Raw genomic sequence first — 12922 nt, forward strand, 5'->3', positions numbered from 1 at the left:
CCCAGAAATCCAGAGCCAAGAGCGCACGGCTGTCGAGTGTACCTGCGTTTTCTGCACCTGTGGCACTTTCGCAACTACCGGGATCAAAAGATCTCCTTCGAGGCGCCCAAGACCATCCTGGTGGGGGAGAACGCCCAGGGCAAGACCAACCTCTTGGAGGCGGTGGAGCTCTTGGCCACCCTGCGCTCGCGGCGGGCCGGTCGGGATCGGGAGTTGGTGCAGCAGGGGGCAGAGAAGGCCCGGATCGCCGCCACGGTGGAGCGGCTGGGGGTGGCCCACGAGCTGGCGATGGAGCTGCGCAGCCAAGGGGGGCGATCCCTAAGGGTTAACGGCCAGGGGCTACGGCGACAATCGGACTTTTTGGGGCAGGTGAGTGCCGTGGTGTTCTCCAGCCTGGATTTGGAGCTGGTGCGGGGAGCTCCAGAAGCGCGGCGCACCTGGCTGGACGGGGTGTTGCTTCAACTGGAGCCGGCTTACCTGGGCCTGGTGGAGCAGTATCGTCAGATCCTCAAGCAGCGCAATGCCCTCTTGAAGCAGGATCCCTTGGCTGCGGGCGACAAAGTACCTCAGATGGCCTTTTGGGACGCGCAACTGGCCACCCTTGGCAGCCGCATCCTGCGCCGCCGCGCCCGGCTGTTGCAGCGGCTAGAACCCCTGGCCGCCCGCTGGCACCAGGCCATCAGCGGCGGACGGGAGACCCTCAGCCTCACCTACCGCCCGCAGGTGCCCCTGCCGGATCCCCAGGCCGATCCCAAGGTGGTTCAAGCCCAATTTTTGGCCGCGATCCGCGCCAAGGCTGCTGCCGAACAGGCCCTGGGCACCTCTCTGGTTGGCCCCCACCGAGACGAGGTGGAGCTGGGCATCGACGGAGTTGCCGCCCGCGCCTATGGATCCCAGGGGCAGCAGCGCACCTTGGTCTTGGCCCTCAAATTGGCGGAGCTGGAACTGATCGAGCAGGTGAAGGGGGATCCGCCCCTGCTGCTGCTGGACGACGTGCTGGCAGAGCTGGATCTGCACCGCCAAAACCAGCTCTTGGAGGCGATTCAAGAACGGGTGCAGACTTTGGTTACCACCACCCACCTGGGATCCTTCGACGCCGCTTGGCTCCAAGGGGCGCAAATCCTGCAAGTGCACCAGGGGCAGATTGCTCCCTCCCCCGCCTCGCTCCCCTTGGCTTAAAGCAGGCCAATCCCATACCATACTCCCCTCTCCCTCTGGGAGAGGGGCCGGGGGTGAGGGCTCAGGGCCGCCCGCGATCCAGGCTGCGATACTGGATGGCCTCGGCGAGGTGGGTGGGGGCGATGGCCTCGGCACCCTCCAGGTCGGCGATGGTGCGGGCCACCTTGAGGATGCGGTCGCTCCCCCGCGCAGACAGGCCCAGCTTTTGGATGGCGCTCTCCAAGAGTTTGCGACAGGGCTCGGACAGGGCACACCACTGCCGCAGGTGGCGGGGTTGCATCTGGGCGTTGCAGTGGATCCCTGGCTCGTTTTGGAAGCGCTGCCGTTGGCGCTGCCGCGCCTGTTCCACCCGCTGCCGCACCGCTTGGGAAGATTCGCCGCCCTGGAGGCGGACAATTTCTTCTGGCTTGAGGCGGTTGACCCGCACCTGCAAGTCGATGCGATCCAACAGCGGCCCGGAGAGCTTGGACCAGTAGCGCTCCCGCTGCTGCGGCGTACAGGTGCAGGGCTGAACGGGATCTCCATAGAAACCGCAGGGGCAAGGGTTGGTGGAGGCCACCAGGGTGGTTTGGGCGGGAAACTCCAGAGAAACGCGGGCGCGGGAGATGGTGACCTTGCCATCTTCCAAAGGCTGGCGCAGCACCTCCAACACCTCCCGCCGGAATTCCGTCAGTTCATCCAGGTACAGGACACCGTGGTGAGCAAGGGAGATCTCGCCAGGCTTGGGGTAGGGGCCACCACCCACCAGCGCCACCGCCGAAGCCGAGTGGTGGGGAGCCCGAAAGGGCCGCTGCGTAATCAGGGGAGTCTGGCGCCCCAGGTGGAGATTTTGCCGCAACAGGCCGGCTGCCGAGTAGATGCGGGTAATTTCCAACATCTCTTCCCACTGCAGCCGCGGCAAAATGCCGGGCAGACGACGCGCGAGCATGGTCTTGCCCGCTCCCGGGCTGCCCACCAGCAACAGGTTGTGGCCGCCGGCCGCCGCGATCTCCAGGGCCCGTCGGGCGTGCTCTTGCCCCTTGACATCGGCCAAATCCAGCAGGGGTTCCGTTTCGGTGGGCAGCATCTGCTCCCGCTGGATCCGCACCGGCTCAACTCCCTGGGGGTTTTGCAGCCAGCTCACCACTGCCGCCAAAGAGGGCAGCCCATACACCTGGATCCCTTGCACCAGCGCCCCTTCCGGGCCGTTTTCTCGGGGCACCACCAGGCGGCGGATCCCCATCTCGGCGGCGCTGGCGGCGATGGGCAAAACTCCCGCCACAGGACGCAGGGTGCCATCCAGGGCCAATTCCCCCAGCAGCAGGGTGTTGGCCAGCGCTTCCCGCTCAACTACTCCTGCGGCTGCCAGGATGCCGATGGCAATGGGCAGATCGAAGCTGGGGCCCTCTTTGCGCAGATCGGCGGGGGCCAAGTTGACGATGATCCGCCGCTGGGGCAGGGCAAAGCCGGAGTTCTTGATGGCCGCCCGTACCCGCTCTTTGGCCTCCTGAACGGCTGTATCGGGCAGCCCCACCAGGGTAATCTGGGGCAAGCCACCGCCCACATCCACCTCTACCGTGACCCCCACGGCCTTGAGTCCCACCAGGGCAGCAGCAGTGACCTGAGCAAACACTCCAGTTGCCTCCCCGAGGAAAGTCTTTAGCTTAATCCTGGCAGAAGTTTTGGCCTCTGCCCTGGCCAGGGATCCCTGCGCTCTGGCTGCAGGGGCTTGGGGAGAATGTCACAATCGTTTCAGGCTTTCCCTGCCCCTCAAAAGGGGGCACTCCCCTCAGCCGACAAGGCAATGGAGGGAGGGCCCTCATCGCTAGGAGGCTATCCCAGTGGTCTTTCCTACTTCCGACCCTCCCTTTGACCATTTTTCTGGCCCCGGGGAAGAGCCCATCCCAGCGTGGGATGAGCTGGAAGAGCAGGTACAGCAGTTTGCCCGCTGCTACCGAGGGCAAGTGGCCCAGCTCAGCCCACCAGAGCTGGGAAAGGCGCTGCAAGTCTTGTTGCAGCTAACACAAGCCCTGGCAGCTCACCTTGCAGAGGGCAGGGAAGGGATCCCGGCTACCCCTGTTCAGGCCCCAAGCTGGCGGGATCTGGAACGGGCTATCTCCCTGCAAAGCCACTTGCTCTTTTTCCCCCTGGAGCTGCAGTCCCTGTTGGCTGTCTCTCCCGACGAGCCTGCCGCCGAGTTGCCGCCCGAGCCAGAGGAGCGGCGCTTGGATCTTTTGGCTGCTGCCTGTGCCGATCCAGGGCTGCGCCCCTTTCGCCAGTTTCTGTGTGGCCTCCTCCAGCAGCGAGGTCACCAGCAGGCGGAGCCTCTGGAACGTCTACTCCACCAGCAGCGCCTGGCCGGACGCTTGGCCTGGCGGCAGTTGTGGCAAGTCACCCTTAGCTCCCCCGCTCTCCCCCAACAGCAGTCGACTGAAACCCTTGCCCACCTGCAGAGCCTGCAAACCCACCCCAGCGCTGAGATCCGCTGGGCGGCCTACCAGCGGTTGGGCCAACACCTAGAAGCCCATGCAGAGCTAGGGGGATTTATTCTCAGCGTCCTCATCCGCGACCACCTCTGGGAAGCCCAGTGGCGGGGCTACGATTCTGCCGCCGAGCTTTACCTGGCTCGCCATGGCCTCGGCCAGCCCTTTTGGGAGCAGCTGCTGGACGGGATCCGCGATCGCTTCGACCTGTTCCAGCGCTACTACCGCCTAAAAAGCCGCGCCCTGGGCCGTTCCATCCGTACCTGCGACCTCTATGCGCCCTGGGGGGATCCGGCTCCTCCCCTCACCGCCGCCGAGGCTACCTCCCTGGTCTGGGCGGCCCTGCAAGAGTTCTGCCCCGACTGTGCAGCCCAGGCCAAACCCTGGTTACCGGAAATCCGCTCCAACTTGGAAGCACCCGCCGGCAAGCCAGAGACGCCATCGTTAGGGGGTGAACCCCTCGCCTTGCTGCTGCAAGCCCTTGAAGCCCTCAGCCGGCGGCTCCGGCCTGAGGGGCCTCGGGTTTGGCTGGATCTGGAGGAGCTGCAAGGAACTGTCCAGCCCTCCTGGGAAATTCGGGTGCACACCGCGTTTTTACAGCAGATGCTGCTCGACTACCTGCTGGAGGGGGCGCGGGGCACGCCGGCGCCACCTCGTCTCCGCGATCGGGGAAGCGGGCCGGAGGCCTTGCGCTCCGGCAGCCTTACCTTGGCCCAGGCCCTGTTGATTCACCACCTGGAGGCGCAGTTGCAAGCCGTGTTCTACCAGAGCTTGATTGCGCGGCTGGAGCTGCTCCTCTACCGGTCGGAGATCTCGCAAGGCGACACCGCTCCACTGGCCCCATCCGAGGCTGGCCCTACCTACTGGGTCGGCGAAGAGTGGCTGAAGCTGAGCCAGGAGCTGTGCGGCGATGCGGTGGAGCTGTTGCCGGAAGAGCAGTTCCGCTGGGTGGGGATGCCGGAGCTGTTTCTGCGCCCCTTCAGCGCCCCTCAGGTCAGCCTGGCCAGCCTGGTTGCCCTGGCCTGTTACCGCCAGTATCATCTGTCTCCGCGGACCTTTTTGCCCAGCTACCTGAATTGGCTGGCCAGCCCGCCCGGATCCCTAAGCTGGGCAGAATCGGCCCAGCTGCTCCAGGTGGAGCTAAGCGACCCAGAGGCAGTGTTGCAGGGGTTGGAGGAACTGGAGCATTGGATCGAGGTGCTGGAAGAGCTGCTGGAAGAGGATCAAAACTAGGGGACTGCGGCCAGCTGACCTTTGGCGTAGCGAGAAGGAGACAGCCGCGCCATCAACTGCCACGGCCGCAAGCGCGGCTCCGTCACTGAGGTGCTGGTCTTGTCAAAATAGCTGGCCCTGGCTACTCAATCACCACATTCTTGGGCGCGCCGTTCACCTCGGGGCGCCCCTGGTTGAAATTGGCCAAAAAGGTATCCGGATCCTTGAGGCTGAAGACCAGCTTTTTGCAGGGTACTTGCAGCCCCAGCGGCCCCAGCAGAGGGATGAAGAGGGTCTTTTCCTGCAGCAGCGGAATGGCAACCACCCCCTGGGTGCTGGTTACCGCGCCCACCAACCCCTGGAAATCGGTGCGCACACCCAGGCCGTAGAACCAGGGCCAGGAGAAGCGCTCCCCTCGTCCCAACTCGCTTAGAGAAAAGGTTTCGTTGAACAAGTTGCCCACCCGCACCATTAACTTGTCCTGCAGCAGATCGACGTATGCCGACTCGCTGCCCACCCCAAACAGAGCCAGCGGCAAACTTGCCAGGGGATTGGAGTCGATGGCCATGTAGTAGCGCATGGGAAATCTCCGAGTCACAAACAGAAAGACCAGGTAAGCCGCGGCTCCCAGCCCTGCTAATTATAAAAAATCTTCCCCGCTGCCGAACGGACAAAAAGGCATTCCATCTGCCCTTAAGCTAAGTGGGTATGATGGGTTGCGTTCTTTCGGCAAGCCACTGGCCAGCGAGGAAAACAGGATGGATTTGCGCGCCTTCATCCGCTTGGTGCCCGATTTTCCCAAACCCGGGATCCTCTTTCGCGACATAACCCCCCTGCTGCGGGATCCAGCAGGCTTTCGGGCGGCAATTGAACAGTTGGCTGCCGGTACTGCCACTATGGGATCCCTGGACTATGTGGTGGGCATTGAGTCGCGGGGGTTTATTCTGGGGGCTGCTTTGGCTCAGCATTTGGGGTTGGGATTTGTCCCGGTTCGCAAACCCGGCAAGTTGCCACCGCCGGTGCTTAGCCAAAGCTATAGTCTAGAGTACGGCCAAGACCAGCTGCAACTCCATGCCCACGCCCTGCGCCCCGGCGACCGGGTGGTGATCGTGGATGATGTCATCGCCACCGGGGGCACTGCTGCCGCCACCGCTCAGTTGGTGGCCCAGAGCGGCGCTGAGGTGGGAGGGTTTGCCTTTCTAATTGAGCTGGCTTTCTTGTCGGGCCGCAAGCTCCTGCCCCCTGAGATCCCCACCCATGTGGTGATGGTGGACGAATCCAACTAGGGGATCCACACCTCACCGCAGGCGCAGCGGCTGGCGGACGGCCACCTCTGTTGCTTTGGCTTTGGGCAGGGGTTGGGTCAAGTGGCTGAGCTGAGCCTGGGCCTGCAGCTGCTCCTCAATCCAGTCGGCCAGCTCCCGCATGTAGAGGGCCACATGGAGGGCGTGGTCGCGCCGCACTGGCTCCACCCCCTTTTCGGCGAGGCGGGCCAGGATAACCGGATCGCTGAGCTCTTCCAGGGCAGCAAAGTCCTCTGGCCGGTCAAACCCCAGCTCTGCCATCTTCTCAAACACATACCCCAGCCGCAGGCCCGTGGCCTGGCACCGGGCTTGCCAGGGATCCCTCAGGACAAAGGCAGCGGTGCGATAGGCTGTTTGGGCAATGGTGCGCCAAGTGCCGCGGTGGATGTGTAGGCTAAGCTGCTGCTGATTCCAGCCCAGGGCTTCTCGCACCAGCAGGCCGCAATTGCAGCGGGTACTATCCCGCCAGCAGTACTCGCGATCCCAAAAGCCCCAGTGCTGGGCCTGCAAGCGATCGGCGGTGCGGCGCAAAAGGGCCGCCAGCTCCGGTGTAGGACGCATCATCAAGGCGGCAGAGGAGATCCCTTCCAGTCTAGGCAGGCGGGCGGCTGGGAACAACCCAGGCTTAATCCTTTTTTGAATTAACTGAATCTGTTGCTTGAACCTGGGTATCTTCAGCAGCCAAAGACCGTTGCCGCTGACGGTGGCGTTGCCAGGCCCCCCAGCTTACTCCCGCCAACACCAGCGAGGCCCCGCCCAGATAGGTACCCCCTGCCGGCAGGCCGGCCAGGGCCAAGGCCAGGGATCCCCCCCAGAGGGTCATGGCGTAGATCAAGAGTACTGAATGCCGCTGCGACAGGCCGGCTTTGAGCAGGCGATGGTGCAAGTGGCCCTTGTCGGGATGAAAGGGGGACTTGCCTCTAGCCAGCCGCTTGAGGATCACGGCAGACATATCCAAAATCGGCACGGCCAGGATAAAAAACGGCAGGGCCACCGCCAGCGTGGTTACCCCCTTGGCCACCCCAATGACCCCGATCCCGGCCAGGGTAAAGCCCAGAAAGTAGGCTCCCCCATCTCCCATGAAGATCTGGGCCGGGTTGAAGTTGTAGCGCAAAAAGCCCAGGCAGGCCCCGGCCAAGGCTGCCGCCAGCATGGCCGCCGCCGGCCGATCCAGGAGCAGCGTTACCATCAGCATCACGACTGCTGCGATCCCCGACACGCCTGCCGCCAAGCCATCCAGGCCGTCCATGAAGTTGATGGCGTTGGCCATCCCCACCAGCCACAGCAGGGTAACCAGCAGGCTCAGCCATACCGGAAAGGGCCAGATGCCGATCCCCGGTAGGTTAATGAACTCGATGCGCACCCCCACTCCCCAGGCGGCGGCAGCCACCCCAAACTGCATCGCCAGGCGGGAAAAGGGCGACAACTGGAACAGATCGTCGGCCAGGCCGATCAAAAAAAACAAAACGCCGCCAATGGTTACCCCCCAGATCTCGTACTCCTGCTCGGTGCGCAAGCCGGCGAAGGCTCCGGCTCCCCAGAGCAAGAGTAGTGCCACCAGGTTGCCAAAAAAGATAGAGACCCCCCCTAGGCGCACCATCGGCTGCCGGTGGATCTTGCGCTCATCGGGAAAATCCAACTGGCCGCTGCGGATCCCGACCGCCTTCACCACCGGGGTTGCCCAGAGAACCACACAGGCAGCAGCCAAAAAGGCAACCAAGTAAGGCATGGCAAGCCGTAGCGAGGAGGGGGGTTATCCCAAGTGGGGGTAGAGCGGAAAACGGCGGCAGAGCTCGGCCACTCGCCGGCGACAGGCTTCGAGCACACCCGGATCCCCTGGCTGGAACAGGCAGTCAGCGATAATTTCCCCAATTTCCTCAAATTCTGCCGGCCCCAGGCCGCGGGTGGTCAAGGCCGGGGATCCCAGGCGCAGGCCGCTGGCCACAGAGGGCGGCTGCGGGTCAAAGGGGATGGTGTTTTTGTTGGCAGTAATGTGGATCTCTTCCATCAGGCGATCCGCCCGCTTGCCTGTCATCACTGGATCAGCAGCCCCGTTTTTCTCCAGCACTGCCGAGACCGAGCGCAGATCCAGCAACACCAGGTGGTTGTCGGTGCCCCCTGAAACCAGCCGGATGCCCCGCCGCTGCAGCGTTGCCGCCAGCGCCTGGGCATTGGCAATGACCTGGGCTGAGTACTGGGCAAAGCTGGGCTGCAGGGCTTCTCCAAAGGCCACCGCCTTGCCGGCAATGACATGCTCCAAAGGCCCCCCTTGGCTGCCGGGGAACACCGCCTTGTCCAGCTTTTTGCCCAATTCCGGGTCGCGGGTGAGGATCAGCCCGCCGCGTGGCCCCCGCAGCGTCTTGTGGGTGGTGGTGGTGACCACATCGCAGATAGGTACCGGGTTGGGGTGGTGGCCGGTGGCCACCAGGCCGGCAATGTGGGCGATATCGGCCATTAGATAGGCCCCCACCTCGTCGGCAATGGCGCGGAAAGCGGCAAAGTCAATGATCCGCGGATAGGCCGAGTAGCCGCAGATAATGAGCTTAGGCCGGTGCTGCCGGGCCAGATCCCGCACCTGGTCGAAGTCAATCCGCTCCGTCTGGGGATCCACACCATAGTGCACCACGCGGAACCACTTGCCGGAGACATTGACTGGCGAGCCATGGGTAAGGTGGCCGCCGTGGGCCAGATCCATGCCCATGATCGTGTCTCCCGGCTGCAGCAGGGCCAGGAAAACGGCAAAATTGGCCTGGGCGCCGGAGTGGGGCTGCACGTTGGCGTGGGCCGCTCCAAAGAGTTGCTTGGCGCGGTCGATGGCCAGTTGTTCGATCTCGTCGATAAACTCGCAGCCGCCGTAGTAGCGCTTGCCGGGCAGCCCCTCTGCATACTTGTTGGTCAGCACCGAGCCCTGGGCGGCCAGGACAGCCGGCGAGGTGAAGTTCTCGCTGGCAATCATCTCCAGGTGATCCCGCTGCCGGTTGAGCTCCTGCTGGATGAGGCGGTAGACGACGGGATCCGTTTCCGCCAAAATGGCCAGGTTGTCCCGGGGAGTGGTCAAGCTTTGCGGAGCGGCTACCATGGTGACGCCAAGAGCGAACGTTGCAAAGAAAAAGATCCAGAATTGCCCCGCTGTCGCGACAGCGTTGCGGAGCAACATCGTAACACGATTGGGGCCGGGCTGGGGGATCCCGCAGCGGCCAAACCCAGAGCCAAAGGCCGCTTTGTAAAGAATATTTTTAGGCCCCAGGTCTGGTCACCAGCCGGGGTAAAGTGAGGAGCAGGTTCACAGCACTGGGTTTTAGGGAGTTGGCTATGACCGACGCGCAAGTTTTCACCATCCTGGCCATTGCCCTGGTGCCGGCCGTGATGGCCGCGCTCCTGGGATCCGCCTTGGCCCGCAGCTAGTTTCCATCTGGAATAAGGTTGCTCTGGATCCCTGGGCCTGTCCTACAGAGCAGGCCCTTTTGAGTTGAGGCGCAGAGGCCGCGCCTGGGGCTCTTTGCCATTGGCTAAAGTTGGATTAGAGAGACTACCGGCAGCCGACCCAGAAGCAACTTGAGCCAGGTGGATCTACAGCGGCTTCAGCGCGCCCTTTCTCTAGAGGCGGAGTTGGGATTTACCGACCTGCGGGGGCGAGAGCAGACCTTCTCCCAGTTTTTGCAGAGCGTGTTTGGCCAGGATCCCCCTGCGGGTTGGACGCTGGATGGAGAGGAGCGACGGCGGTGGAAAGAACTGGGATCCCGCTATCGCCTCTACCCCCAGTTGGAGCTGGCGGAGCGGCAGCACCTGGTGGCGGAAACCCGCCGCTGGCTGGATCGGCTGCGTCGTCAGCAAGAGCAAGCCCAATCTGGCCCACCCAGCCCTGCTTTGCCCCCGCCCAAGGGCCTCAGCTTGGAGCAGCCGCTGCAATTTCTCAAGGGCATTGGCCCCAAGTCGGCGGAGAAGCTGGCACAACTGGGCCTGCACACTGTGCGCGATGCCCTCTACTACTTCCCACGGGATCACCTGGACTATTCCCGCCGGGTGCTCATCCGCCAGGCCAAGGTGGGGGAGACGGTCACCCTGGTGGGGACGGTGAAAAGCTGCAGCTGCTTCACCAGCCCCAAGAACCCCTTGCTGACCATCTTGAACCTCAAGATTGCCGACAAAAGCGGCATAGTCACCCTCAGCCGCTTCTACAGCGGGCGGCAATTTGCCCAGCGCAGTTGGCAGGCGGCCCTGGAGCGGCAGTACCCCAAGGGGGCAGTGGTGGCGGCCAGCGGCCTGGTGAAAAAGGGCCGCTTGGGCTTGACGCTGGACAACCCGCAACTGGAGGTGCTGGGGGGAGAGGGCGAGGATCCGGAGAGATTGGGCAAGATTCTACCCGTTTACCCCCTTTCAGAAGGGATCCCCGCCGATCTGGTGCGCAAGGCCGTCCAGCTCGCCCTGCCGGCAGCTGCCTTGGTGGAGGATCCCTTGCCGGAGCCCCTGAAGCGGCAGTTGCAGCTGTTGGACTTGCCCCTTGCCCTGCAGCAGATCCACTTTCCCAAGACGCAAGAGCTGCTGGCCCAGGCCCGGCGGCGGCTGGTGTTCGATGAGTTCTTCTACCTGCAACTTAGCCTCTTGCAGCGGCGGCAGCGCTACCGCGCCCAAGCTCAGGCTGTACCTCGCTACCAGCCGGCCAGAGGAGAGCTCTTGGACCGCTTCTACCAAATCCTGCCCTTCCAGCTGACCGCTGCCCAGCAGCGGGCCATTGACGAGATCCTGGCGGATCTGCGGGATCCCTTGCCCATGAACCGCCTGCTGCAGGGGGATGTGGGATCCGGCAAAACTGTGGTGGCGGTGGCGGCCTTGCTGGCGGCGATTCAATCCGGCTGGCAGGCGGCCCTCATGGCCCCCACCGAGGTCTTGGCCGAGCAGCACTACCGCAAGCTGGTGGAGTGGCTGAGCCAACTGCAAGTGCCCGTTGAACTCTTGACCGGCTCCACCCCCCCCGCCAAGCGGCGCGAGATCCTGCGGCAGTTGCAGACCGGGGAGCTGCCCCTAGTTGTTGGTACCCATGCCCTCATCCAGCCGGCGGTGCAGTTTCGCAACCTGGGCTTGGTGGTTATCGACGAGCAGCACCGCTTTGGCGTCGAACAGCGGGCTGCCCTGCAACAGAAAGGGGATCACCCCGATGTCCTGACCATGACGGCCACCCCCATCCCCCGCACCCTTACCCTGGCCCTGCACGGGGATCTGGATGTTACCCAAATTGACGAGCTGCCCCCGGGGCGCAAGCCGGTGCATACGGTGGTGGCTCGACCCGGGGATCGCCTGCAGGTGGTGCGGCTGATGGAGCGGGAAATTGCCCAGGGACGGCAGGCCTACGTGGTGCTGCCCCTGATTGAGGAGTCGGAGAAGCTGGATCTCAAGTCCGCCATTGAAGAGCACCAGCGCCTGCAGGAGAAGGTCTTCCCCCAGTTCCGGGTGGGCCTGCTGCACGGGCGCCTAACTAGCAGCGAGAAAGAGGCTGTCATCGAAGCCTTTCGCCGGCGGGAGCTGGATATCCTCGTCTCCACCACAGTGGTGGAAGTAGGGGTGGATGTGCCCAACGCCTCGGTGATGCTGGTGGAGCATGCCGAGCGCTTTGGCCTCTCCCAGCTCCACCAACTGCGGGGGCGGGTGGGGCGGGGATCCGACCAGGCCTACTGCATTCTAATGACGGGATCCCAAAGCGAAGAGGCCCTGCGTCGGCTAAAAGTCCTGGAGCAGTCCCACGATGGCTTTTTCATTGCCGAGATGGACCTGCGCTTCCGCGGCCCTGGGGAGGTGATGGGCACCCGCCAGTCGGGGCTGCCCGACTTTGCCCTGGCCAGCCTCATGGACGACCAAGAGGTGCTGCAGTTGGCCCGCCAGGCGGCCGAGCAGCTCATTGCCCAAGACCCGGAGCTGCAGCAGTGGCCCCGCCTGCGCCGCATACTGGAAGAACGCCAGGCCCGCCTGTTGGGGCCGGCTTTGTTGACGTGACATACTCCCGTCCCTCACCCTAAAGCGCTCCGCGCCGCTGACGCGAACGGGTAGAGGGCGGGCTTCTCGGTGACTCCTGCTACCGCATAGGACGTTTTCCGAGCTTTAAGAACAGGATGCCCCACCGCTCTGGATTTGATTACCCTTGCCGAGTTGTGGTCCCGTGACAGCCTTAGCCCACAGTAGGGGCAATCGTGCCACCTTTCGTGGAGTTTTTTGGGAACCACCTGACCACACCCGGAACACTCTTGACTTGTGCCGTTTGGATTCACTGCAATCGTTAACAGCCCAGCTCTTTCAGCCTTGACCTTAAGGATTTGCAGGAATTGTCCCCACCCGGCATCATAAATAGACTTGGCTAGTCTGGTTCTAGCCAGACCCCCAATAGTAAGCGCCTCATGAGCAATGTGCTTCCCCCTACTTAACAACTCCTTTGCCGTCTTGTAGTGAAAATCTTTGCGCTGGTTGGCTACCTTCTGGTGCGCTTTGGACAACCTCTTTACCGCTTTCTTGTAGCGGTTTGACCCTTTCTTTTTCCGGGATACGGCCCTTTGCAACCGCCTCAGCTTCTTCTCCGTCCGGCGATACAGCCTGTTAAGGGCTCAAGGGGTACAATAGCAGCACTTAGCAAACCAACTTCGGAAGGAGGATGGATTGATCAGTAGTAAAGAAGTCTTCACTATCTGCTCCATGCTATATTTCCCAATTCTGCAAAGCTGCCGAATAAAATGCTTCAACACCGACCACATCATCTCAATGGGATTCAACTCCGGCGCA

The 12922-nt window shown here is 63.1% G+C and carries 11 protein-coding genes and 1 pseudogene; 5 read left to right on the plus strand and 7 right to left on the minus strand.

Features of this window, described 5'->3' with window-relative positions; translation table 11 throughout:
• Positions 1 to 36: 36 nt before the first annotated feature.
• Positions 37 to 1179: a DNA replication/repair protein RecF gene (gene recF / locus SYN63AY4M2_RS11375; RefSeq protein WP_011430838.1), complete on the plus strand. Its 1143-nt coding sequence runs from the start codon at positions 37 to 39 to the stop codon at positions 1177 to 1179.
• A 61-nt stretch (positions 1180 to 1240) separates the two neighbouring features.
• Here the strand turns inward: recF and SYN63AY4M2_RS11380 are convergent, their stop codons facing one another.
• On the minus strand, positions 1241 to 2791 hold the full coding sequence (locus SYN63AY4M2_RS11380) for a YifB family Mg chelatase-like AAA ATPase (protein WP_011430837.1): 1551 nt from the start codon (positions 2789 to 2791) through the stop codon (positions 1241 to 1243).
• Positions 2792 to 2999: 208 nt separating this feature from the next.
• Here SYN63AY4M2_RS11380 and SYN63AY4M2_RS11385 point away from each other — a divergent pair, with 208 nt between their 5' ends.
• Positions 3000 to 4874 carry a peptidase M3 gene (locus SYN63AY4M2_RS11385; RefSeq protein WP_099813020.1) on the plus strand — a complete coding sequence of 625 codons (1875 nt, stop codon included), beginning with the start codon at positions 3000 to 3002 and terminating at the stop codon, positions 4872 to 4874.
• Between the two features lie 121 nt (positions 4875 to 4995).
• On the opposite strand, the gene SYN63AY4M2_RS11390 is transcribed toward SYN63AY4M2_RS11385, so the two are convergent.
• Entirely contained in the window at positions 4996 to 5451 is a 456-nt protein-coding gene (locus SYN63AY4M2_RS11390) for a hypothetical protein (protein WP_240530535.1), read from the minus strand.
• 160 nt (positions 5452 to 5611) lie between these two features.
• Between SYN63AY4M2_RS11390 and SYN63AY4M2_RS11395 the strand changes: the two genes are divergently transcribed.
• A complete protein-coding gene (locus tag SYN63AY4M2_RS11395; RefSeq protein ID WP_011430834.1) occupies positions 5612 to 6139 on the plus strand; it encodes an adenine phosphoribosyltransferase in 528 nt (175 codons plus the stop codon).
• A 12-nt stretch (positions 6140 to 6151) separates the two neighbouring features.
• Here the strand turns inward: SYN63AY4M2_RS11395 and SYN63AY4M2_RS11400 are convergent, their stop codons facing one another.
• Genes SYN63AY4M2_RS11400 through glyA form a run of 3 tightly spaced genes read right to left on the minus strand, consistent with a single transcriptional unit; the run spans position 6152 to position 9236 of the window.
• Entirely contained in the window at positions 6152 to 6775 is a 624-nt protein-coding gene (locus SYN63AY4M2_RS11400) for a hypothetical protein (RefSeq protein ID WP_011430833.1), read from the minus strand.
• A 7-nt stretch (positions 6776 to 6782) separates the two neighbouring features.
• Positions 6783 to 7886 (minus strand): MraY family glycosyltransferase, encoded by a 1104-nt coding sequence (locus tag SYN63AY4M2_RS11405; protein WP_240530536.1) that lies wholly within the window; start codon positions 7884 to 7886, stop codon positions 6783 to 6785.
• Positions 7887 to 7910: 24 nt separating this feature from the next.
• Positions 7911 to 9236 carry a serine hydroxymethyltransferase gene (gene glyA / locus SYN63AY4M2_RS11410; protein ID WP_049749769.1) on the minus strand — a complete coding sequence of 442 codons (1326 nt, stop codon included), beginning with the start codon at positions 9234 to 9236 and terminating at the stop codon, positions 7911 to 7913.
• Between the two features lie 233 nt (positions 9237 to 9469).
• Here glyA and psaM point away from each other — a divergent pair, with 233 nt between their 5' ends.
• Both psaM and recG read left to right on the plus strand, forming a co-directional pair.
• Complete coding sequence (gene psaM / locus SYN63AY4M2_RS11415) at positions 9470 to 9562, plus strand: photosystem I reaction center subunit XII (RefSeq protein ID WP_041438450.1); 93 nt, start codon at positions 9470 to 9472, stop codon at positions 9560 to 9562.
• A gap of 159 nt (positions 9563 to 9721) precedes the next feature.
• Positions 9722 to 12145 carry an ATP-dependent DNA helicase RecG gene (gene recG / locus SYN63AY4M2_RS11420; RefSeq protein ID WP_099813349.1) on the plus strand — a complete coding sequence of 808 codons (2424 nt, stop codon included), beginning with the start codon at positions 9722 to 9724 and terminating at the stop codon, positions 12143 to 12145.
• A 14-nt stretch (positions 12146 to 12159) separates the two neighbouring features.
• On the opposite strand, the gene SYN63AY4M2_RS11425 is transcribed toward recG, so the two are convergent.
• Together SYN63AY4M2_RS11425 and SYN63AY4M2_RS11430 are read right to left on the minus strand one after the other, a co-directional pair.
• Positions 12160 to 12735, minus strand: a complete 576-nt coding sequence (locus SYN63AY4M2_RS11425; RefSeq protein ID WP_228375518.1) for a transposase — start codon at positions 12733 to 12735, stop codon at positions 12160 to 12162.
• A 12-nt stretch (positions 12736 to 12747) separates the two neighbouring features.
• Positions 12748 to 12922, minus strand: a pseudogene (locus SYN63AY4M2_RS11430) (IS630 family transposase); the annotation flags it as partial.

Source organism: Synechococcus sp. 63AY4M2 (assembly GCF_002760475.1).
Classification (GTDB): Bacteria; Cyanobacteriota; Cyanobacteriia; order Thermostichales; family Thermostichaceae; genus Thermostichus.

Bases quoted from the DNA above. Each gene is read 5' to 3' on its own strand.
- SYN63AY4M2_RS11395 (WP_011430834.1), top strand. From the start codon at position 5,612: ATGGATTTGCGCGCCTTCATCCGCTTGGTGCCCGATTTTCCCAAACCC.
- SYN63AY4M2_RS11405 (WP_240530536.1), bottom strand. From the start codon at position 7,886: ATGCCTTACTTGGTTGCCTTTTTGGCTGCTGCCTGTGTGGTTCTCTGG.
- glyA (WP_049749769.1), bottom strand. From the start codon at position 9,236: ATGGTAGCCGCTCCGCAAAGCTTGACCACTCCCCGGGACAACCTGGCC.
- psaM (WP_041438450.1), top strand. From the start codon at position 9,470: ATGACCGACGCGCAAGTTTTCACCATCCTGGCCATTGCCCTGGTGCCG.